Genomic DNA, 21,663 nt, shown 5'->3' with positions numbered 1-21,663 from the left:
CATCTGTTAACCTGCCAAGTAGTCAGGATGGTTTCGGTCGATGACCTACCTACTCATGATCATCATGCCCATGTCCATGCCCTTTGAACGGCGTGGTCAATGCCTCAAAAAACTTCTTCTTATAAATCGACTGCCCCGACTCATCCACAATGACTCGCAAATGTCCCTGCAAATTCGTCATCACACAAGGCAGTGTCCCGCCAAACTCACCGTCAAGGTTCAGTTGCACGTAGTCTGGAGAGTTAATTTCGATATGATTCGTCTGAAAATAAATCAGATTCGGATCACTCAAATGCTCGCCGCGCAGCGCCAGTGATACGATACGGATAAACTCGGCGAGGTTGCATTTTTTCAAAATAATCACATCGAACATACCATCATTCATACTGGCTTCCGGAGCTAGCTTCTCGAAGCCGCCAACGGAGTTGGTGTTGCCCACGAGGAAGAGCATGACTTCTTCATGCATCTCTCGATCGCCGGCTTTGATATAGAGCTCGATCGGCTTCAGCCTAGGCAGCTTCTCGAGTCCCTTCATATAATAGGCCAACTGGCCAATCATGGTTTTGAGCTTGCTCGGGACTTCATACGTCAGCTCGGTCATCGATCCGCCCCCAGCGATGTTGATGAAGTAGCGGTTGTTAATTTTGCCTACATCAATAGCGGTTGAGTACTGCTGGATGATGAGGTCGCAAGCATATTCCAAATTCTTAGGGATACCGAGCGCACGCGCAAAATCATTGGTCGTCCCGAGGGGCAAGATGCCCAGCGGCGGTCTGCCTTCTTTTTCGGCCATGCCGTTGACGACTTCGCATATGGTGCCATCACCGCCTGCGGCGATGATAAGATCGAACCCACGCCGTACGGCTTCGGCCGCTGCCAGTGTGGCATCTCCTTCACCGATGGTCGCGTGAGTGGAGGTTTCGAACCCGCCGCGCTCCAAGCGCTGGAGGATCTCAGGCAATCTCTTTTTCATTTCTTCCCGGCCTGAAGTCGGATTATAGATCAATCGTGCTCGTTTGACCACTGTGTGTTCATCCCCTGTTCACCTTATGGGAATACGGAGGCAATCTGCCCCTCAATCCATTTGGAAATTAGCGGACTAGGCAATAATGCCTGTCCATTATATTGATAAGTGAACCCTTCCAATCTAGAAGGAATCACTTTACTTGTAAAATACCCCTCACTTAGAAAAAGCGGTGCAACAATCACTCGATACGATGGCTTTTCGCGGGCCCACCAGGCCACTCGCTCTGCCAGTTGATCCGGCAACAGCATAGCCACATCGGCTTCGGCGAAGCCGCCTAGCTTTTGCAATCGCGCAGCGAGCTGCTCTAATCCTTGGCGCCACTTTTGGTGGAAGCCTTCTTCTTTACTCCCGTGTCCTACCAAAAGGAGAATCTCCTCACCAGGGGACTCGGAAAGGTCTTTGATTTTGCCATAAAGTATAGCAGCAATATCGGGGTGATCATCAATCGGCGACGTGAAGTGAATTCGCGCGTGAATGTTCATAAGCTCCATGTCAGTTTCGAGCTGCGGCTCAGGAATAACCCCCAACGCGTAGCTGATTTCATCGATATGTGTACTCCCAGAGGACACGAACAGGGGAACGACGATAATGTCTGTCACGCCTTGCGTCTCTAAGCTATAAATACCATCTTGGATCAATCTACCCTCGACGAGCTCCAGATATGACGCATAAATGGGTATGGCTTCTGGCATGCTTACGGCTTTCACAGCATTTTCGACCAGCTCCACCCAGCCTTCATCACGGGATCCGTGGCTAATAACAAGCACACCATACTTCCTCAATTCAACTTCCCCCACCCGTACGAACTAAGCCTATCTTCCTATGCTACCGAATGTGTTCTCCCATGTCAATTGAACCCTGCTTGAACAGGAAAAAACCCCGTATTACACGAGGTAATACAGGATTTATCACAAGGCAATTATTTAACGACCTAAACGATCCAGTGTCAGTACATAACCATCGTTCCCGTAATTCAGGCACCTTTTGACTCGCGAAATGGTTGCTGTAGAAGCCCCTGTTTCCGCTTCGATCTGATTATACGTACATCCCTTGCGCAGCATCCGAGCTACTTCAAGGCGTTGCGAAAGCGACTGAATCTCGTTCACGGTACACAAGTCATCAAAAAAGACGTAACACTCTTCAATATCCTTCAAGGTTAGTACAGCTTCAAAAAGCTGGTCTATGGCTTTATCATTTAATTTTTTTAATTGCATCTGCTGTCAACTCCCGGTCAAAAAGCATGTTGGCTCATTGGTTCTCTAAGCTCCTGTGTATCATTCGACACGTCCTGGGCAATTCCTTCCTTTAGGATTGCAGAACGTTAAAATTTCTATGCGTTAATGGGCTAAACAATGACAAATCCATGATAAATCCCCAAGACCCGTGACATTCGTCCATACCAAAGGTAGGCAAGTGACATATCCTGTAGGAGACAAATCTGATAAAAAGGATCGTGAATCCTAGTGACCAACCCAAGACAAGAATTTATCGGTAATGGCGGAAATCGTCCTGAAGTACAAACAAGGAGCTTAACACTGCCCGGTGAAGGCTTCGGTCAATATCCAGGCTTAGGCGGTGGCTTTGAAGGCGGCGCAGGCGGCGGTTTCTTCGGCGGACCTCCTGCCGGCGGTAATGCCGGTGGGGGATTTTTTGGCGGCGGCGCTGGCGGTAACACCGGCGGTGGTGGTGGTTTCTTCGGCGGCGGCGGCGGTGGTAATGCCGGTGGCGGTAGTGGCGGCGGCAACTTCCTGAGCAACCTCCTTGGCGGCGGCGGTGGTGGTGCTGCTGGCGGTTCTTCGAACCCGCTGAGCGGCTTAAATATCAAGCAAATCTCCGGCTTCGTGGAGCGGATGGGTGGCATCGACGGCATCATCGGCACGATGGGCAAGGTTCAGAAGTTCATGTCGACATTTCAGCAAATGGCACCGATGGTGAAAACACTCCTTGGCTCTGTCGGCAAAGGTAAAGTGAAGTCCTCCGAAGACATCGAGGAGGTCTTCCGTCCGAAGCGTAAACGCCGGAGGAAATCCGGCACAGGCAAGAGACGCAAAGGCGGTTCGAAGTCCGGGACGGCTAGGCGCAAACGCAGGTAGTGCCCCTACAAGAAGATAGCGGGAAACCTTCCGCTATCTTTTGATTTTGTTCCATCCCAATCTAGAACAATAGGAGCTGTATAATGACCAATCGATCTCAAGAGCTGTTGGAGTCTCGTTTTTTCTTAATTTCCGATCCTCTTGCTCGCCATTTCATTTATCGTCTACCAGACACCTGGTGGAGCCGCCCCTATGAGTATGCGTGGTGTGCCTCTTTTGTCGAGCCCACAGATACCGTCCTAGACGCTGCTTGCGGGATATCACACCCGTTCAAATTTCATTTGATACGGCATAGCAAGCGCGCATACGCATGTGATTGGGATCCTTCCGTCTCCTCTTTCGAAGCGATAATTCAGGATATTCAATCTGATATAAGCGAAGAAGCTGCCCAGCAAATTGCCTCTGAATTCTCATCGAATCATGCTTTTCTCCAAGCTAGTATTACTGCGCTTCCTTACGAGGAGAACATGTTTGATAAAATATTTTGCATTTCTGTGCTGGAGCATCTCCATCCTACGGATGCGATACAGTCGCTCTTGGAATTCAACCGCACCTTGAGGGATGATGGTGTTCTTATCCTGACACTTGACTACCCTACCGTTGACTTGGCGTTTTTTGATAAACTCGTCCATGATACAGGGTTCGAATTCTGTGGAAGTGTCAATTATACACGGCCCGCGGATGCGCTTCATACCGATCAATGGGGAGGACTGTATTGCTTCCGCGCCATTTTGAAGAAAAAGTCACAAGCTCCTAAATGAAATAAGGGACTCTCCCGTCTTCACAGACGGAGGAGTCCCTTTCGCATACCACTATTTCTTCAATGCTCTCAAAATGATTGCTGCTGCTTCTGCACGTGTTGTTAGCCCTTGCGGCTTCAAGGTGCCGTCTTGGTAACCATTCAATAACCTTTTCGAAGTCAGGGCAGCTACTGCCGCCTGTGCCCACTCCGAAATAGCCGCGTTATCTGCGAATCGCGTTGCTTCTGTTCCTTGATTCAGATGTGCAGCGCGTGCAATGATCACAGCCATCTGCTCACGGGTAATGGTGTCGTCAGGACCGAATGTCGTGTCCGTGTACCCTGTGATGATTCCCTGTGCTGCCGCTGCCGCGATGGTGTCTTTTGCCCAATGGTTCGTTGTATCGGTGAATACTTTGCCACTCTGATCACTAAGCTTTAAGAATTTCACAACGATAGAAACGAATTCCGCTCTCGTAATGTGACCTTCCGGTTTAAAGGTGCCATCTGGATAGCCGTTGATTGATCCTAAATGGATCAACTCACGAATGCTGCTCTCCGCCCAATGCCCCTTAATATCCGTCAAATCCGCATCAGATACTGGAGGTTCAGGTTTTACTTCATCTTTCGGAGTCGCAATGACGGCGAATTTGGTGAAGTGAGTAACCGATCCGGTCACTGTCCCTTTTTCCTTATCGACGACAATGTTGTCCAGCTTTACCCAGGTGCGGGTTGTTTCATTAAACCAATAGACAGCAACATCGGATTGATTAAAGTCTACATTGCTTTTCACAAAAGGTAAGGTGATTTGAATCGCTTTGTTAAACATACCTTCTTTATCTTTTTGGATCTCAAACACGTCACTGACTAACTTGGATGCTGCTTCGATCGGGAGTGATGCTCCGTCTGGCAGTTTATTCACCGTTACTTTGATATCGCTAGTCACGGCACCGCCTGGAATAACAATTTGCACACCATCTGCAGTCGTCGCGGTTCCTCCGTTAGCTGGAATAGTGGTTCCTGTATTACTCGGTGGAACACTTCCATTTCCACCTCCACTGCCACCAGAGCTTCCCTCACCAACGGTTGTGAATTTCCAAATATCGGACTGCTTTCTGCCACCAAACTTATCTTCGGAAACGGCATACCATTGATATTCCGTCTTCGGAGCAAGACCGTGCCAGATAACGGATGCTTGTTCCCCGCTCTTCACTTGCTCTACGCTTCCGATCTTATTATCTGTATATACGTTCACCCCGATATAGTCGGTAGCTACACGTTTCGTTACAGGTTGTAGATTTAAGTCAATAGAGAACTCATCTTTACCAGGATACTCAGCCGGATCATAGTAATTGTAATCATCTAGATACGGTGAATAAGTTTTCATATTGATTTTGCCATGTGCCATATCGAACTGCATCAGTCTAATATAACCTAGTCCACCTTCAGGTGCCCCTTGGTAATCCGCTAGCATTTGATACACGTTACGATCTGCTACGCCGTCATTGTTATCATCAATCGCGTCAACTTTCAATTCGGCATCGTGATAATGGCCAGAAAGAGCGGCAATGACATTCTTATTCGGTTTAATAACACGTTCGAACACTTTCTCCGCCATCGGCGCGCGGTTATTGGAAACGAGCATGAATTCGTGGAAGTTCAGGATTGCCTTCCGGTTCGGATACTTTTTCAAAACCTCGTTAATCCACTCAATTTCCTTGTCACCATAACCCCAGCCCATGTAAACGACGATAAAATCGTTACCATTGGAGGAAATGAGATCGTAATGCCCGCGATTGTTATCGTAGGACTCGCCGTACGTAGGTTGATCTTTGAAACGATCTTCCCCAAACCACTTGTCATAGTAACTATAATCGTTGTTCTGATGACCGACGTCATGGTTACCTGCCAATACCCCATACGGTATCTTAGCGTCTTCCAAAACCTTCATATCTTTATCCGCTTCAACCCACTGATACTCTTGATCCGCGATATCTACGATATCACCGGTGTGGATAACATATTTAATTTTGTTATCTTCTTTGTGATCCGCGATCCACTTGACGATTCCTTGGTAGATGTAAGGATACGTTTTGGAATAATACTGCGTATCCGACATCCATACGAATGAGAAATCATAGTCTGCTGACTCTTGCGGCTGATTATTTTGGACGACAGCAATTTGATCCTGCACCATCACCTGAATCTTGCCTTTATTCGCATAATCGCCAGCTGCTACAGTCGCGTTCAATTCGAAATCTTCTGTTCCGGCTATAACCGTCTTCAGTTGATTCCATTTCAACCCGCTAGGACTCCAAGCGTACAAGCTCACTTTACGGCCTTCCAACGATTTACCCTTCCAGTTAATTTCCACTTTATCCGTACTTTTAATAGAAGGATCTAATGAAACCTCAAAACGTTGGTAAGGGAATTGCTCATCTGAATCATTCACTAGGTAATTGCCATCTAACGCACTGATTTTTGCATAATCTTCTTTGGAAAAAGCAGTCTCTCCAGCAGGCTTCTCCTGCTCAGGAGGCTCCGTATCCGATGCGTTAAGGTAACCGGTAAATTGTCCTTGAGTTCCCGCGTCGTATTTGAATCCGCCGTAGAAGGATACATTCATATCGTCATTCATCGGATCGGAGACTTTAACAGTTAAAGGAGCATTGCGATCTACGTCAGCAGCCCCTTGCCCAGGTGACACTTGCTCAGGCGTATTCGGGATTTCATTCGGTACTTCGAAGTTAATCGCCATCGTTGATACGTTTCCGACTTTATCCGTCGCTTTCAGGTTGAATACATGCTTACCACCTTGAAGCAGCGCAGATGAAGTTGCGAGTGGTAACGTGATCGCTTGCTCGTCGAGTGTCGCTTCTACCTTCTCCACACCAGCCAGCGCATCCGCTACGACTGCGTCCAGCGTGAAAGGACCACGATACATTTGGCCATCTTCAATTGTAGGTTGAATAGTTGGCGCCGTGTTGTCCACGATGACATCCGCAGTTACTGTACCAGCAGTCGTATTGCTCACAGCGATCTGATGGTGTCCATCCGCCATCGTTGGCGTGTTCCAAAGATAAGCCTTGGAAGCCAACAGTCCTGCTGGAATGGTGAAATTGAAGTCCACAACCGGGAATTTCCCTGTAGAATCCCCCATTTTAATGACTTTGGCCGGATCGTTATATTTGGGATCATAAATAACCGTGCCATCATCAAACACAAGGCGGATGTTTTTCACTTCGAAATCATCTTTATTCTCCGCCGGTCGATCATCGAAAGGTGATGCCTTCGATCCTGCTCGGATCGAGAACACATTGCTTCCTTCTTTCAAACGGTCCGCTTGAATCGAAGTCGATAACGTTGTGTAGCTATTAACCGTATCTTGGAACGTATAGAGAATATCTTGTCCTTGGGTGACGGCATTTTTGAAATAGTAATTCACGCCTGTGACTTCAAAAGCGAAGTAAGCATCATGCTCAACCGCATGGAACGTAGAAGCTGTTAACTCGTTTCCATCGATCGCGAGCTTCTGGTCATCCGCGCTAAGTCCCTCGCCTGTTCCTTTAATCACTTTGGTTCCGGCAATGATGTCACCGTCCTTGAAATTCAGACGAAGCGGCGAATGATCGGAGCCTCCATTTATCGCAATCCGCTTGGTTGCGGTTGTGGTTTCATTTTGACCATCTGAAGCAACAAAATAGTAATCAAGGTAAGCATTACCGATGAGTTCTGGTGAGAAAACGGTGTAATGATACAACGTATCTGCGAAGCTCTCTTTCAAATACTTTCGGTTAAACGTCGACTGTTTTTCTGTTTTATAGTAGAGAGCCACTGTTTTGACAGCTGTTTCATCCTCGGCATCGCCGATCATTTCGAGATCCTTCGATTGATCCATGACCGTTTCTTTGGTCAAATCCGTCATAACAGGCTTGATCGTATCTGGTTTCACGACGATCGTCTTCGTAGGGACTTGAACCGCATCCACGGTTCCCGGCGTTGCCGCTGTTAGCCCCGCGCTGTATTTCATCATGGTTGTGCTGCCGTCTTGCGGGTACTTATATAAGATTCCCTTATTCGCCTTCGCGTCTCCAGCGATGTAATAGGCCGACGATACTTCGACGCCTGTGTTTGTAGCGACTAGAATGCCCCTGTTGGCGTTATTGGCCATGCCATCATTGTGAATGCGCACCAAATTCGTGCCTTCCACTAGATTAACATTGTAGTTGGCATTGAAGTCGGCCACAGTTGAACTCGCGTTCTGAGCGTTAATGACCCAGAAAACAAGTGAACCCTTGGAGGGGATGACCATGTCTTCTTTATCAGCCGGCCAAATGACATCCGCGTCAGGTCCAGTGTCCGTATAGCGATAGATCAGTTGGTAGTCTTTGAAATTAACAGGCTGATCCGAATTGTTGTACACCTCAATAAACTCATAACCATCTGCCGTTCCCACATTCGTAGAGTCTGGCACGACTTCCGTTACTAGAAGAGACGGCACCTTCGTATAGTCAATATCAACACGTTTAATATCAACATGGTACACGTTAGATCTCACGGTATTATAGCCATCATCTGCCTGAACATAGTAATTCAACTGGCTCTGGGACATGATGTCTTTCGAAATCGTAGCTTGATACTGGTTACTGCCTGTCACAGTCATAGGGACCGAATTGTAGGTGGTCTCTGCCCCCATTTGATAGTACACCGCTGCGGATACTGTTTCGTCTTGCTCTATATTCGAAATTTGCGCTTTCAGTGTAAGATCGCTATTGTAAACGGCCTCCGTCACTGGCGTATGGTTGATCACCGGAGGCTCCGAAAAGTTCAGCGGTACAGGTGGAACCTGTGTCGGATCGATGGTGCCTGGTGTTGCTGCTGCTGGCACTGGATCCGCCCCTGAAGCGTACATGACCATATTCTTCGAACCGTCTGACGGATAGCGGTAGAAAATACCCTTGTCCGGCTTCGTTTGATCATCGTTCTGGTAGCTTGCAATAGAGATATCACTGCCGGACTTCTCTTGAATGACAAGATCTCTCGGAGCGCTATTGTGCATGCCCCCACCGCCATCCACACGGAAAAGATTCAAATATTCCTGCAGATTCGTATGGAAATTCGTATTGAAATCAGTCTCCGTCAAGCTTCCATTTTCCTTATTCGTTACCCATAAGGTGATGGCGGATTGCGCGGGGATTTTCATCGTGGCATAGGGAATTTTATTATGAATTGCCGGCCATACGGTATCCGCGCCCGAAGCACGATAAACCAAATTATAGTCGTTAAATTCAATCGCCTTATTCGTATTGTTATACACTTCTATGAACTCATAAGCATCCGAACCAGCTATATTCGCGGTATCCGGTACAAGTTCCGTAATCAACAACTTCGGTACCTTCGAATAGTCTACAGCGCTAACTTGTAAGTCATTACCAACAGCATTCGCCATAGGTGCCAGCATGCTGAACATCATTCCAGCTACGGTGACCCCTGAAATCAATCGTTTTAAACTCTTTTTAACCAACATGGTAACGCCCTCTCTGTATAAAATGGTGCCATCTATCTAAAGCTCTATTGCGTAAGAATACGCTCTACCAACCAATACAGCCCGAATACGCCAACGATGCCTGAGGCATATAAGTTCCAATTGATCTTGAGCGGTATGCGACGGATCAATAAGAGTAGAGGAATCAGGATGCCCACTACGACAAGCTGTCCGATTTCCACGCCTAAATTGAAAGAGAATAAGGGCAGCGCCATATGTCCAGACAGTGTCCCTCGCAGTACCTCGGCAAATCCGAAGCCGTGCACGAGTCCAAACAGCATCGTAACGACGACCCGCGCACTCTCTTTTCTCTTCCATATGTTTTCAACGGCAATATAGAGAATGCTAAGCGCAATTAAGGGTTCTACGATTTTAGGTGAGAGATAAGCAATCTCTAGGGAAGACAACACAAGGGTTATGCAATGCCCTACTGTGAATGCCGTAATCAATTTAACTATTTTCCACACGCGTTGTTCAGCTGCAAGCAGCAGTCCGAAGAGAAACAACATGTGATCCAGACCTGACCAGATGTGCTTCATGCCCATGAGAATGTAGGTCTGCAGCGTGTTTTGCCAAGAAACAGCAGGATTGGAAGACGGATCGCCCGCTGGCATAGCGGCTGGTTGTATTGGTTTTACCGCATTGTCTGGATTCCCGGCAGCCGCTCCTGGCCCTTGAATTTGTACAATATAGTTCTGACTGCCCAGCACCTGCTCAATGGTCTGTCCTCCGACCTGAATCGTGGCATAATTGCTGTGATTCGGATCAACCCCGCTGTACCAGAAGAAATTGTACTGGATCAGATAACGTTTCACGGGGGACGCGAATGTATAACGAATATCGATCCCTATCATATCCATACTGGCTCGCTTCTCATGTTTGGCGCCGACAATGACACCTGTCCCTACCTTGCCATCCCCGGTTACGATAATGCCATCATCGACCAACTTTCCAATTGCAGCTAAGGAGCCTGCTAGTTGTTTATCACTGATCTTGTCGCCCCCATCGGCTTTGTCTGGGAAGATTTGAAGAAGATCATGTTCCAATAAGGATAGATGGTAGGTCATTGTCGTTGATCCTACTTGGATATCGGAATAACCACTCGAAGAGAAATGAGCCCCTGCTGAACTAGCTGCGAACAGGGATACAATAACGGTTAAAGCCAATACGATGAAGCTTCTTTTGATGTTTAACACATACGTAATCCCCTCATTATTCATTTGTACATGCTCATGATGAATCTTAATTACCTGCTCCTTTCCTTAAGCCTTATTGCCACTTGCCCATCATATCCAGCCTCCGGAATCTTGCCTATACACATGATTTTCGTTCTTATTCGATTCTTACGATTCTTCTTTAAAGCTTTTATAAAGCGGGAAACAAGTAAAAGTGCGCAGCTTCCAAAAAAAAGCCCATACCCTTCACACCCATTTTCAACTACAATTAATGTGTATAACTCGCCGGAAGCAAAACAGCGTAGCAATCAGAGGGAGCCTGCGACTTATGAAACTTTTCACCCTACAGAGATCCCTGTTTAGGAACATCCTAGCCAGTTTTATGATCTTGATTCTCATCTTCTGCTCGTTCAATCTCTTGATCTTTTGGCTCGTCAAAAGCCACCTCCGCAGCGAGATGATTGCACAGAATCGTCTCACCTTGCAGAAGGTGGCTGAGCGGTACCAATTTCAATTTGATAAAGTTCGAGAAGCTTTGTATAAGCAATTTACGGATAAGAATGTGATTACACTTAACAATCAAGTGGTCATCAAGAAAGATCCAGAATCGCTGAATACCCGTCCGATCGTGCTGTCCATCCAAAGTATCGCAAGCGATTCGGAGCTGTATCTCGATAATTTGATTCTGATGTTTCGTTCTACGAATCTAACGCTGAGCAAGCTGGGTCCTGGCACAACGGATGATTTATTCAGCAGCATCTATGACAGCAAAGCTTATCCGCCGACTTACTGGCAAACGCAGTTTGAGCGCAGCGACAACTATGTGCTGCATCCAGCCGCTTTATTTGGGAGCGCCTCTCCAGCTGGTGAGTCAACAGGTAGAATGTTAATTCCTTATTCCATTAAGCCTGCATTAGCTGATGATATGCTGATCGCGATGATCGACGGCAACCGCTTGAGAGACGCGATTCTCAAGGACTATCCGTATCTGGACTTAACGATCGCAGGACCGAACCAAGCCATCATTTATGAGACCAAAAAGGATTCGCATCCACTCTCAGAGTCGATTGATATTGAATATCAAAACGAAGACGGCTTGCGTTTCGTTATGAAAATGACAAGCCCGGACTTCTCGTCCAAAATCCTTCGTTTGGACAATCTCATGATCATACTGCTAATCGCTTCGATCATTGTAGCCTTTATCGTCTCGCTATTTTTCAGTAGACGCCTTAATAGACCCGTCCGACAGCTGCTCCAAGAGAAAGATGAGATTGCGCAGGAGCTGCAGGATCAACAATCGGAGTTAACTAACTATCATTTCATCAATAAGCTGAAAAATATTCCGAACGAACCTGGTGAATGGGAGCCTATTCAAGGTACCGAGGGGACTTTCACCATCGTGCTGTACGAGCTTCGTTTCCGCTCACCCGCTTTCACCCAGATCCCCTTGAGCAGGGAACACCTATCGCAAACGATTGGTGAGCATCTCAAGCGAATGACCGATGAGCAATTTCCTGATTCGCATACGTTTCAGATCGAGCAGCATCAGTTTCTCACTGTCTTCCCTGGCAACGAGCGAGATCGTATCCTCCTATTGCTGGAGGCGTTAAAGCTCGTGCTGGACACTGATCGCCGATACGTTCTTGTAACGGCTGCTATCAGTTCGGCATTCGAGAGTGCCATACAATTCGGTCATGCCTACCGACAAGTCAATGAAATTGCTACACATGCCCGTTTACTGGATGAAACGCAAATTGTCGTTGAGTATAGGTCCGATAGCTCTACCTACTTCCTTACACTGACACAAGAGCAGGATCTGACCACAGCGCTGAAATCTGGTAAAGAGCAAGATATATTAGATCTCTTCATGCCTTGGCTGGAGGAGCTTGAGCAGAACGAAGCTTCAGTGGCTATGTTTAAGATTATGGTGCTTGCCGTAACGGATAAGGCCAAAATGGTGCTTGAACACTACAAGGTTCATTCCGATGATATCCGGCAGCTGAGATCAATCCTGCTTCAATTAGATGAATGCTGTACGCTGGACGAATATAAGCAATCCTTTGCATCTTATTTCCGAATCGTCACCCAGCTCATCCGTGAGAAGAAAGAGACGAATGATCCCATTATTGAACATGTGCTCAGTATTATTCAGGAGCAGTACGCTGAGGATCTTTCCCTTGATGTGCTCGCTGATCAACTGAATCTAAGCACTTCCTATCTCTCTACGTATATCAAAGAGAAGACTGGCGCCAATTTCATGGAGCATCTGCATCATCGGCGTGTGGGCAACGCCCAGGAATTACTGCTCCATTCCGACATGAACATTCAAGACATCGGCATTCAAGTCGGTTACCGGAACATCTCCTCCTTCAATCGGATGTTCAAAAACCGTACAGGCTCATCGCCCGGTGAATACCGCAGAACCCATTTACTGGATAAATGAGATAGAAAAAACGCAAGCCGGTCATTATCCCCGGCTTGCGTTTTTTTAATCTACAGTCTGATTATACGCTTCGATTTTGGCGTTAATATCTAGTGCTGCTGCATCGAGCGCTTCTTGAGGTGATAATTGCCCGCTCAGCGCCTGTCCAATTGCATTCTCCGTCAGCTTCCTCGCTTCTGGATAAACCCCCAGGACACCGCCCTGAGTCGCCTTGTTCAGCTTGGCAGCGTTATGCTGATCAATCGCCGTCTTGAACTGAGGGAACTGCTTCATATTTTCTTGTACGATTGGCAGCTCATAGGCCTTCTGTGTGATGGGAAAATAGCCCGTGTTCACGTGAAAGAACGCCTGCTGCTCAGGTTCGGACAAATACTTCATGAATGTCCATGCTGCCTGCTGCTCTGCATCCGATTTGCTGTTCATGATCCAATTGCTGGCTCCTGACACCACGACACCGCCATTACTTGCTTCGGATGACTTGGGAAAGAATCCAGTACCGACCTCGAACTTGCCGTCAACGGAATTGAGAATATCGCGCAGCGCTGCCGTTGTGTCGAAAATCATGGCGACCTTCCCTTCGGTGAACGCTTTTTTGGAGCCATCGCTCTTCCCCGCTGAGTGAATGGCCACCTGGCTGTCAACGAGTCCCTTCCACCACGTAAGCGCCTTGACGCCCTCTTCGCCATTCAACTGCCAAGCCGTCGCTAAGCCATCACGGCCGTTTCCTTGATTGACCATCTCAGCACCCTGATTCGCAACAAACTGTTCCATGTACCAGCTGTACGTACCGAAGTAGGCACCTGTAACGCCCTCTTTGGTTAACTTTGTCGCCGCTTGTGTGATGTCCGCATATAGAACAGGCGGTTTATCAGGGTTTAATCCAGCAGATTTGAACAGATCTTTGTTGTAATACAAGATCGGGTTCGAGGTGTTAAAAGGCATCGAGTAGAGCTTATTCTCCACCCGATAATAGTTGATAATCGCTTCATCCATTTGGGATATATCATACTTGTCCCGATCTACAAAAGTCTGAATCGGTGTAATCGCCTTGGAATCGATCATGTATCGCGTTCCGATATCATACACCTGCACCATGGTAGGCCCCAATTTGGTACCCATCGACGCTTTCAACTTGGTCAAACTATCGAAGTAGGAGCCTTGAAATACAGCCTCCACCTTAATATCCTTGTGAGACTCATTAAAGTTCGTGACGAGCTTGTCCACGATTCGGCCATTCTCGCCGCTCATGGAATGCCACCAGACGACCTTTTTAACCTCATTAACGAGGGGTTCGGCTTCTGCAGCTTTTACTGTCTCTGTGCCTTGTGCCATATCTTGCTGACCCCACATCGCGTAACCTATTTCTAATATGCCGAGCAGCAGCACAATGAAAATGACATAAGCTGGTATCGAAATCTTACGGTGAAATACCTTCATGTTATCCCTCCTATGACTAGTAATCATAGAAGTTAAGTGTTTGCGTACGATTAAGGGGATGTAAATGGATTGTTAAACATGTTACTCCAGCTTCAGCTTCGTCCCCTCCGGCACAATTTGTACCCACGTATTGCCTGGCAGGAGCGGCACTTCTTTGCCATCGCTGGCATAGGCGCGAAGCATGCCGTTTTTGCGTTCCCACGTGATGGCTTGCGACATGCCTTCTTGGAAGATCATTCCCTTGTCAGGGCCAAATACATCTACCGTGCGGCGCCCCTCTTTATCGATGATCTGGTGCTTGCTCTCGAGAACGAGCAGGTTCTTGGTTTGCAGTTGCTTCCCGGTTTCCTTATCGAGATGCGGCTTGCCTTCCATTGAGCGCTTGTACACGCCGGCAGCAGCATCATAATCATACGAAGCGAAATACCCCATGAGGTATGGGATTTGGACATAATGAACGGCTGCGCCGGTGAGTTTGGTTTGACCTTCCTTGGCAAAAGTGAGCAAAGGTCCGTTCCACTCCGTGCGGAACTTGCGCGCCTCGGCACCTTTTTTCATTTTATCCACAGAGGTATATAAATTGTGCGGTGCCTTCCGATCGGTGGAGCGCCAATAGTAGGCGCCGTCGCCATACACTTCATCGAGATGGGCCAGGTTGCGGCCTGCCATCATGTCCATCGCATCCTGGCTCCAGCCCGCATGCACGATAATGGCATCCAGCGCGTCGCCGATCTCGACAAAATAAGGCCGAATGCTGCGCACCGGGCCAATCGTCTTCGCTGGTTGGCTCTGGAACACGGAGACGAATCTCGTAATCTCGCCCTCCGCGAGGATTTCATAGACGATGTCTGCTTGATCTAGCCCGGTTTGGGGCCGGGCTTGCGGGGCATTCTCGACCATGACCATGAAAGGGCGGGTCTTCACCTCGTGATCGGCCGGCAGGCCGGTTAGCGGGAATTTGAACGGCTGCGGAGCTTCGACGGAAGTCGTGGCAGGCTGCACAGCAGGCGCCGGTGTGGCTGTGACCGTCGTCGTCACGGCGACGGCGGGCGGGCTCGGCGTTGCTATGGCAGTGGTTGCGTCGTTACAACCAGCAAGGGTTAGGACAGAGCATCCAAGTACGAGCCATGAGCTAAGGATTCTTTTAGGGATCAGCGGCAATGTTTTCAATGGGGCTGCACCTCTTTTTCTCTTGGACTATCGATCTATGAGATGTATATGCTAGAGCGTTGAAAAATAGAAGCTAGCATATTCTAGCTCTCGCCGTTCGAGATAGTCGGGTTTTCCGGATATCTTCACACTTTCTACCTCTCGCTCACTCGAGTTAGTCGGGTTTTCCAGTTATCTCCACGCTTTCTACCTCTTGCTCACTCAAGTTAGTCGGGATTTCCAGTTATTTCTACAATTTCCACTCTCGCTCACTCGAGTTAGTCGGGTTTTCCGACTATCTTAACACTTTCTAACTCTCGCTCACTCAAGTTAGTCCGGTTTTCCAGCTACCTCCACACTTTCTACCTCTCGCTCACACGAATTAGCCGGGTTTTCCGACTATCTCCACACTTTCTACCTCTCGCTCACACGAATTAGCCGGGTTTACCGACTATCTTCACACTTTCTACCTCTTGCTCACTCAAGTTAGTCGGGTTTACCGACTATCTCCACGCTTTCTACCTCTTACTCACACGAATTAGTCGGGTTTACCGACTAACCCAGCCGCACTACCCCGACACAAAAAAAGCCATCAACCCCACGGGCTAATGACTTCGCTTCTTTACTGTGTTAACTTTCCCTTCCATGACATAATCCCGCCACGGAGATGAGAAATCTCTTTGAAACCCTGCTTCCGAAGAATTCGGGCAGCCTGCTTGCTTCGCATCCCGCTCCGGCAATAGAGATACACCTGACGATCCTTCGGAATCTCGCCCACTCTCCTGCTCATCGTCGTTACAGGGATGTTCACCGCGCCCGGAATAAACCCTTGCTTCACTTCACCGGGTTCACGCACATCGATCAGGATGAACTTGTTCTTACCGTTTCCACCGCCGTCATCCCTGCCGTCCATCACCTCTTGCAACTGATCCGACGAAACATTCCGCAGTCCCTTAACCCCAGCAAATCGGGAATATATAAACCAAATAATAAAACCCAATGCCACGAGATCAATAATCAATTTACCATTCATAGCTTGCCTCTTTTCTGAGCATTAACGGCTTTTCACTAATAGATCGACAGCTTGCTGAACCATTTTGCTTGTATCTCTGCCTGCTTCGATCTCTTCCATGATGCATTTCTCTAAATTAACGGCGACAATCGTGGCGATTGTTTTATCGGCTGCACTGCGAACCGCAGAGATTTGGCTGACGACATCCTTGCAATCCTGCTCTTCCTCCATCATCCGCAAAATCCCCCGAATTTGGCCCTCCATTCGCTTTAATCTTTTTTTCACATCATCATCATATTGCATAGACGACCCTTCCCTTCCCTATACCTGTATAGGTATATTATTGCCCATGTTACCCATGAAAACAACACGAAATCTCGGCCGCCGCCCCGAAACACAGCCTCATCTTAGATAAATAAGTTCACTTTCGCTTCTGACGCATCGCCTAAATATGCCGCAACACCTGCATACTCAATGCCTTCCAATAGCTCATCTTCCTGTAAACCAAGTAAGTCCATAGTCATCGTTCAAGCCACAAGCCGGATGCCTTGCTCCTGAGCCAACTCAATCAACTGAGGAAGCGATAGCGCATTATGCTTTTTCATGACATGCTTAATCATTTTGGGGCCCATGCCGCCGAAGTTCATTTTGGACAAACCAAGTTTATCCGCACCGCGTGGCATCATTTTACCAAACATACGCTCGATGAAGCTTTTCTTCACCGCTATGGGCTCATCCTTACGCAGGGCATTCAGTCCCCAGAAGGTAAAAAATATCGTAACCTCGTGGTCATAAGCCGCCGCCCCATTCGCAATAATGAAAGCGGCAATCGCTTTATCCAGCTCCACGTTAAAAAGCACAATCGTTGTTTTCTCCTTCGTCTCCACGATGCAGTTCCTCCTTTCCTTATCTTTTTCTCACGATAAACGTGAAAACCCCGTTACTTTCAGTGGCTTCTAGCAGCTCATGTTTGGTCTGACCAACCCACGCCTGAAAATCCTTCATCGACCCTTTATCCGTCGTCAACAGCTCCATGATCTGTCCTGATTCCATAGAATCGATCCCTTTCTTCGCTTTTACGATCGGCATTGGACAAGCCAAGCCTTTGGCATCAACTGTTAAATGAACCATGTTAACATCCTCCTCTTTGTCTTTTTCCATCTCAAAAGTCCATTCCGACATGCCAGGCGTCACGTTCGTGACCCGCCCAAACCCATGCTCTGCCAACAATTGGCAGGCCATGTCGCTCCGCCTTCCTGTTCGGCAGATTACGTAATAATCATGATCTGGCGAGAGATCAGACAGCCGTTCCGTTAGTTCGCCTAGCGGCAGTGATACTGCCCCGGGTATCCTTCCGAATGCATATTCAGCAGGCTCGCGCACATCGATCATATGCAGTTGCTCCCCAGCAGCTAGCTTTGCTTGAAGCTCCTCATTGGAAATCGTGTGCGGATGCTTCCGCTCCGATTTCGTTTCGGATGCCTCCGCTTTTCGGATAAAATGTCGGTAAATCCCGTTCTCCTCTTTTAAACCCACATACTGATGACCTGTTCCCTGCGTCCAGCCCTTCAGATCGGCCACGGAACCTTTATCCGTCACGCGTACTTCTACCACTTCCCCTTCCTTCATCTCGTCTATGGCCTTCTTCGTACGAACCACCGGGAGTGGGCAGGCTAGCCCTTCGCACGCTAAAATTCGATCCGCTTGTATCGGCATTGCGCTCATATCTGATCGTCCTCCTTCAATTGTCGTGAACTGCACAGCGATTAGGCCCGAGCTCCATGTCACGCTGCTCATCTTCCGTCGGGTTGATTTTACCCATATTTGTTCGCCGGATGTCCTCATACGCATTCGGTTGCGGTGGCAAATTCTCGGTGACTATACGTCTAAATTCCGATTCATCTTCCATGCGAAGACCTGTATTCTTTTGAAACAAATCGCCTAATCGAGCCGCTACACGTCCTCCGTCGCCTAACTCTGTTACCTTGCCAAAATGGGCAGGCAGCACAATTAAATCTTCGGATACCGCTGGATAACGTTCATATAACGTCGTTCTAAGATCAGATACCCAGTCTTCCGCTTTACCTGCTAGATCAGGGCGACCAATGGAGGTTACGAATAAAATATCACCCGATAGCAGGTACCGATCATCCACGATAAGTGATGTACTCCCAATCGTATGCCCTGGTGAGTAAATCGGCTGGATGCTGATCGCGGTCTGACCAACGGCTAAATTCCGACCTTCTTCAAGCTTTTGATAAGGAAAATTTACCTCGGTTGCATCCTTAGATGGGAGCCAGTATTGACCTCCTGTCCGCTCTGCCAACTCTCGTCCACCCGAAATATGATCCGCGTGCAGATGGGTATCGAGGGTATGTGTAATCGTTACGTTCTTTTCCCGAGCAAAATCTTCGAACACCCCAATCATACGCACCGCATCGATTACCACCGCTTCACCACCGGAGATAACCATGTAAGATAAGCAGCCTTTCCCTACACGAACGAACTGATAAACCTCACCGCCGTCCTTCAGATCCCCAATTCGAACTGGAGTTAACTGTTCACTCCACGCTTTCATGCCACCGATGAGATACGAAACGTTCATCTTGCCTGCCACCATGAGTTGCTCCGCGACGAAGATGGACGAACCTTCTTTGGCACATACGACCACTACCTCTTCGTCGCTAGGGATCGTATCGAGAATTGCCTCAACCCCATCGATCAGTTCAAAATAAGGCACATTCATGCTCCGAACCCCGTTGCCCTCAATCCGCCAATCCGCAAAGTCAGTTCCATTCCGAACATCTAGGATAAAAATCGGTTCCTTCTTCAGCACTCTATTGGCTAGCTGATCTGCGTGCATCCCTTGTAGTTGGGTTTCCTTCATTTGTATTCCCTCCAGTTCATTCATTTCTTTTAGGCTAAAATGGACATCCAAATCTTGATTACTGTCGCCATGATTAACACAGCCAATATCCATTGGAGCAATTTGATGTTCATTTTCTTGCTCAGATTTGCCCCGAAGGAAGAAGCGATTGTACTTGCTGCGATGAGAGTAAGTGATGGGATCAACAGCATGATGCCTATGGTGAAAATAATCAGGATCCATGTGAAATCCATAAAGTTCTGCCTTTCTTGTTGAGAAGATCCGTTTATATACCCCATAGGGTATATAAAAAATCAAAAAAATTGCCACTTATCGTGGGTTCATGCAAAACGCTGGCAAAGGAATTTACGTAGATTATACTTAATTAGACTTCATGATCTTGTTTGACGGTTGGGATTACTATCGCGATTAATTACCCATACCCGTATGGGTATAAAAGAACTATACAACCTTGTAGCTTTTTCGTCAACCTGAGCGGATTGGTTTTTAACACCATTCCTTTCTCAAAAACGATATAATAAACACAAGGTTTCATCGACCAGTCTGCCCAGTGGAGGAGAGCTCATGCCTACAAAACATAATCAACAAGCCATTATCTTATTCGATGGCGTTTGCTTACTCTGCAGCGGTGCGGTGCAATTCATCCTGCGAAATGACCCGAAGGGTGTGTTTCATTTTGCCACCTTACAATCGGAGACGGGACAAATGCTGCTCCAAAAGCACCACCTTCCCTCCGATCAACTAAGCACGATCGTGCTTATAGAAGGAGCCCGCGCGTATGCACGTTCTTCCGCGGCGTTGCGTATTGCTCGCCGTCTGCGCGGCGCTTGGCCTCTGGCCTATGCCGCCATCATCATCCCGGCGCCGATCCGAAATCTCGGCTACAGCTTCGTCGCGCGCAACCGTTATCGCTGGTTCGGTAAGACCGAACATTGTATGCTGCCGAAGCCCGAGCATAAGGGGCGCTTTCTGGATTAAGGGGGTCTAGCGGCATTTGCATGAACTCCTGCAATTTGCGTGAATTCCGGCGGAATTCATGTAAAATCGCAGGAAGTATTGGGGCCAGTGGGCTAATGGGGTGAGGAGAAGAGGGAGAGATGGGATGAAGTGGGATGAGGAAGAACCTTGAAGATGTTAAGTACGCAAGAAGATTTGCGTATTAGATGTGAGAGATTAGCTAGTTTTAATAGATGAGCGTTGAGATACGATGGGCATGTTGAATTAAAAGGTTGCCGGGATCGTTCAACTAGCCGCGCTTCTCCCGCTTCAAGCTGCCAAACATCCAACAACACAAGCTCAGCGTCCCCATTTGGAAGCTGTGATGGAGAAGCTTCGCGCTCCGTGAAGCATCACCTGCTCCGAACGCGATCAGGAGTGGAACAAAATGCTCCGGCGTCGGCACCGCCTCCTGCGCATGGGGCGCTCTTTCGTCGTAGCGAATCAGCGCATCCAAATTCCACGTCTCCAGCTGCTCCGCCAGCCACTCGTCAAACTCCACCGCCCACAGCTGTGGCACTGGATTGTTGTGATCCAATCTCCGCAAGTTGTGAACGGTTCCGCCGCTTCCAATAATCAAAACCCCCTCATCCCGCAAAGGACCTAGGGCTGCACCAATCCGATAATGCTCCTCAGGGGTTAATCGTGGATTCACAGACATCGTTACCACCGGGATCTGCGCATCCGGATACATGATCGAGAGCGGCGACCAAGCGCCGTGATCCAATCCCCGCTTATCATTAAGCTCACAGCGTATACCCTCCTGCTGACAAAGCTGCTGAATATGTAAACTTAGCGTCAGATCCCCTTTGGCCGGATAGTTAATGTCATAAAGTTCATCTGGAAAACCCGAGAAATCATAGATCATCTCCGGCTCAACAGCCGAGCTAATCTTTTGCACCGAGCTTTCCCAGTGCGCGCTGAACAAAACGATGGCTTTGGGAGTTGGTATGGACATCGCAAGCTTACGCAAAAACTCCGTGTACGCATGCTGCTCAATCGCCAAACTCGGTGCCCCATGGGCAATAAAAAATGTCGGCAGCATCCTAGCCCTCCTCCCTGTTTTGAAATCCATGCCAATTATCTACATTATTCTCGAAATGTTAAAAATAAAACCATACCGCGTGCCGTCGTAAATTATTCTCGGCTCGTCAACAATC

At 48.0% G+C, this 21,663-nt stretch carries 17 protein-coding genes and 3 pseudogenes; 5 read left to right on the top strand and 15 right to left on the bottom strand.

Going from position 1 to position 21,663, the window contains the following annotated elements; genetic code table 11:
- Positions 1-49: 49 nt before the first annotated feature.
- From A8709_RS02240 to A8709_RS02230, 3 genes are all read right to left on the bottom strand, one after another.
- Positions 50-1,024: a diacylglycerol kinase gene (locus A8709_RS02240; protein ID WP_084224607.1), complete on the bottom strand. Its 975-nt coding sequence runs from the start codon at positions 1,022-1,024 to the stop codon at positions 50-52.
- A gap of 23 nt (positions 1,025-1,047) precedes the next feature.
- Entirely contained in the window at positions 1,048-1,809 is a 762-nt protein-coding gene (locus A8709_RS02235; protein WP_065850570.1) for a sirohydrochlorin chelatase, read from the bottom strand.
- A 141-nt stretch (positions 1,810-1,950) separates the two neighbouring features.
- A complete protein-coding gene (locus A8709_RS02230) occupies positions 1,951-2,241 on the bottom strand; it encodes a YerC/YecD family TrpR-related protein (RefSeq protein WP_029198698.1) in 291 nt (96 codons plus the stop codon).
- Between the two features lie 249 nt (positions 2,242-2,490).
- On the opposite strand from A8709_RS02230, the gene A8709_RS34370 reads away from it, so the two are divergent.
- Together A8709_RS34370 and A8709_RS02220 are read left to right on the top strand one after the other, a co-directional pair.
- The gene (locus A8709_RS34370) at positions 2,491-3,120 is read left to right on the top strand and encodes an aminotransferase (RefSeq protein WP_167356975.1); all 630 of its coding nucleotides are present in this window, start codon (positions 2,491-2,493) and stop codon (positions 3,118-3,120) included.
- An 83-nt stretch (positions 3,121-3,203) separates the two neighbouring features.
- Positions 3,204-3,881: a class I SAM-dependent methyltransferase gene (locus A8709_RS02220; RefSeq protein ID WP_084224606.1), complete on the top strand. Its 678-nt coding sequence runs from the start codon at positions 3,204-3,206 to the stop codon at positions 3,879-3,881.
- Between the two features lie 51 nt (positions 3,882-3,932).
- On the opposite strand, the gene A8709_RS02215 is transcribed toward A8709_RS02220, so the two are convergent.
- On the bottom strand, positions 3,933-9,386 hold the full coding sequence (locus A8709_RS02215) for an S-layer homology domain-containing protein (protein WP_065850569.1): 5,454 nt from the start codon (positions 9,384-9,386) through the stop codon (positions 3,933-3,935).
- A gap of 44 nt (positions 9,387-9,430) precedes the next feature.
- The gene (locus A8709_RS02210) at positions 9,431-10,600 is read right to left on the bottom strand and encodes a HupE/UreJ family protein (protein ID WP_167356974.1); all 1,170 of its coding nucleotides are present in this window, start codon (positions 10,598-10,600) and stop codon (positions 9,431-9,433) included.
- A gap of 361 nt (positions 10,601-10,961) precedes the next feature.
- Between A8709_RS02210 and A8709_RS02205 the strand changes: the two genes are divergently transcribed.
- Entirely contained in the window at positions 10,962-13,022 is a 2,061-nt protein-coding gene (locus tag A8709_RS02205) for a helix-turn-helix domain-containing protein (RefSeq protein ID WP_208607627.1), read from the top strand.
- Positions 13,023-13,067: 45 nt separating this feature from the next.
- On the opposite strand, the gene A8709_RS02200 is transcribed toward A8709_RS02205, so the two are convergent.
- Together A8709_RS02200 and A8709_RS02195 are read right to left on the bottom strand one after the other, a co-directional pair.
- Positions 13,068-14,459, bottom strand: a complete 1,392-nt coding sequence (locus A8709_RS02200; protein WP_065850566.1) for an ABC transporter substrate-binding protein — start codon at positions 14,457-14,459, stop codon at positions 13,068-13,070.
- A gap of 81 nt (positions 14,460-14,540) precedes the next feature.
- The gene (locus A8709_RS02195; RefSeq protein ID WP_141692391.1) at positions 14,541-15,461 is read right to left on the bottom strand and encodes a DUF3048 domain-containing protein; all 921 of its coding nucleotides are present in this window, start codon (positions 15,459-15,461) and stop codon (positions 14,541-14,543) included.
- Here A8709_RS02195 and A8709_RS33945 point away from each other — a divergent pair.
- Entirely contained in the window at positions 15,418-15,684 is a 267-nt protein-coding gene (locus A8709_RS33945) for a hypothetical protein (RefSeq protein WP_167356972.1), read from the top strand. The two genes, A8709_RS02195 and A8709_RS33945, sit on opposite strands and share 44 nt — an antisense overlap.
- Before the next feature lie 546 nt (positions 15,685-16,230).
- Here the strand turns inward: A8709_RS33945 and A8709_RS02190 are convergent.
- The 7 genes and pseudogenes from A8709_RS02190 to A8709_RS02165 all read right to left on the bottom strand — a co-directional run bounded on the left by A8709_RS02190 (position 16,231) and on the right by A8709_RS02165 (position 19,740).
- A complete protein-coding gene (locus A8709_RS02190) occupies positions 16,231-16,641 on the bottom strand; it encodes a rhodanese-like domain-containing protein (RefSeq protein ID WP_065850565.1) in 411 nt (136 codons plus the stop codon).
- 21 nt (positions 16,642-16,662) lie between these two features.
- Positions 16,663-16,923, bottom strand: coding sequence for a metal-sensitive transcriptional regulator (locus A8709_RS02185; RefSeq protein WP_065850564.1), 261 nt, complete (start codon positions 16,921-16,923; stop codon positions 16,663-16,665).
- A 104-nt stretch (positions 16,924-17,027) separates the two neighbouring features.
- Positions 17,028-17,510, bottom strand: a pseudogene (locus A8709_RS02180) (DsrE/DsrF/DrsH-like family protein).
- Positions 17,511-17,526: 16 nt separating this feature from the next.
- Positions 17,527-17,727, bottom strand: a pseudogene (locus A8709_RS33455) (sulfurtransferase TusA family protein); the annotation flags it as partial.
- Positions 17,728-17,766: 39 nt separating this feature from the next.
- Positions 17,767-18,336 (bottom strand): annotated as a pseudogene (locus A8709_RS02175) (sulfurtransferase TusA family protein); the annotation flags it as partial.
- 25 nt (positions 18,337-18,361) lie between these two features.
- Positions 18,362-19,507 carry an MBL fold metallo-hydrolase gene (locus A8709_RS02170; protein WP_065850562.1) on the bottom strand — a complete coding sequence of 382 codons (1,146 nt, stop codon included), beginning with the start codon at positions 19,505-19,507 and terminating at the stop codon, positions 18,362-18,364.
- Between the two features lie 29 nt (positions 19,508-19,536).
- Positions 19,537-19,740 (bottom strand): hypothetical protein, encoded by a 204-nt coding sequence (locus A8709_RS02165; RefSeq protein ID WP_065850561.1) that lies wholly within the window; start codon positions 19,738-19,740, stop codon positions 19,537-19,539.
- 331 nt (positions 19,741-20,071) lie between these two features.
- Between A8709_RS02165 and A8709_RS02160 the strand changes: the two genes are divergently transcribed.
- On the top strand, positions 20,072-20,485 hold the full coding sequence (locus A8709_RS02160; RefSeq protein WP_065850560.1) for a thiol-disulfide oxidoreductase DCC family protein: 414 nt from the start codon (positions 20,072-20,074) through the stop codon (positions 20,483-20,485).
- Positions 20,486-20,753: 268 nt separating this feature from the next.
- Here the strand turns inward: A8709_RS02160 and A8709_RS02155 are convergent, their stop codons facing one another.
- Positions 20,754-21,548 (bottom strand): DODA-type extradiol aromatic ring-opening family dioxygenase, encoded by a 795-nt coding sequence (locus tag A8709_RS02155; protein WP_065850559.1) that lies wholly within the window; start codon positions 21,546-21,548, stop codon positions 20,754-20,756.
- Positions 21,549-21,663: the final 115 nt, after the last annotated feature.

Origin of the sequence: Paenibacillus pectinilyticus (genome assembly GCF_001700435.1) — a bacterium.
In the GTDB taxonomy this organism is placed as follows: Bacteria; Bacillota; Bacilli; order Paenibacillales; family NBRC-103111; genus Paenibacillus_E; species Paenibacillus_E pectinilyticus.
Note: the sequence above shows the minus strand (reverse complement) of the source record. Positions and strands in the feature narration are given on the sequence as shown.

What these genes read in the sequence shown, in the direction of transcription:
- A8709_RS02185 (WP_065850564.1), bottom strand. Translation starts at nt 16,923, where the DNA reads ATGCAATATGATGATGATGTGAAAAAAAGATTAAAGCGAATGGAGGGC.
- A8709_RS02155 (WP_065850559.1), bottom strand. Translation starts at nt 21,548, where the DNA reads ATGCTGCCGACATTTTTTATTGCCCATGGGGCACCGAGTTTGGCGATT.
- A8709_RS02190 (WP_065850565.1), bottom strand. Translation starts at nt 16,641, where the DNA reads ATGAATGGTAAATTGATTATTGATCTCGTGGCATTGGGTTTTATTATT.
- A8709_RS02230 (WP_029198698.1), bottom strand. Translation starts at nt 2,241, where the DNA reads ATGCAATTAAAAAAATTAAATGATAAAGCCATAGACCAGCTTTTTGAA.
- A8709_RS02205 (WP_208607627.1), top strand. Translation starts at nt 10,962, where the DNA reads ATGATCTTGATTCTCATCTTCTGCTCGTTCAATCTCTTGATCTTTTGG.
- A8709_RS02220 (WP_084224606.1), top strand. Translation starts at nt 3,204, where the DNA reads ATGACCAATCGATCTCAAGAGCTGTTGGAGTCTCGTTTTTTCTTAATT.
- A8709_RS02215 (WP_065850569.1), bottom strand. Translation starts at nt 9,386, where the DNA reads ATGTTGGTTAAAAAGAGTTTAAAACGATTGATTTCAGGGGTCACCGTA.
- A8709_RS02160 (WP_065850560.1), top strand. Translation starts at nt 20,072, where the DNA reads ATGCCTACAAAACATAATCAACAAGCCATTATCTTATTCGATGGCGTT.
- A8709_RS02165 (WP_065850561.1), bottom strand. Translation starts at nt 19,740, where the DNA reads ATGGATTTCACATGGATCCTGATTATTTTCACCATAGGCATCATGCTG.
- A8709_RS02170 (WP_065850562.1), bottom strand. Translation starts at nt 19,507, where the DNA reads ATGAAGGAAACCCAACTACAAGGGATGCACGCAGATCAGCTAGCCAAT.
- A8709_RS02200 (WP_065850566.1), bottom strand. Translation starts at nt 14,459, where the DNA reads ATGAAGGTATTTCACCGTAAGATTTCGATACCAGCTTATGTCATTTTC.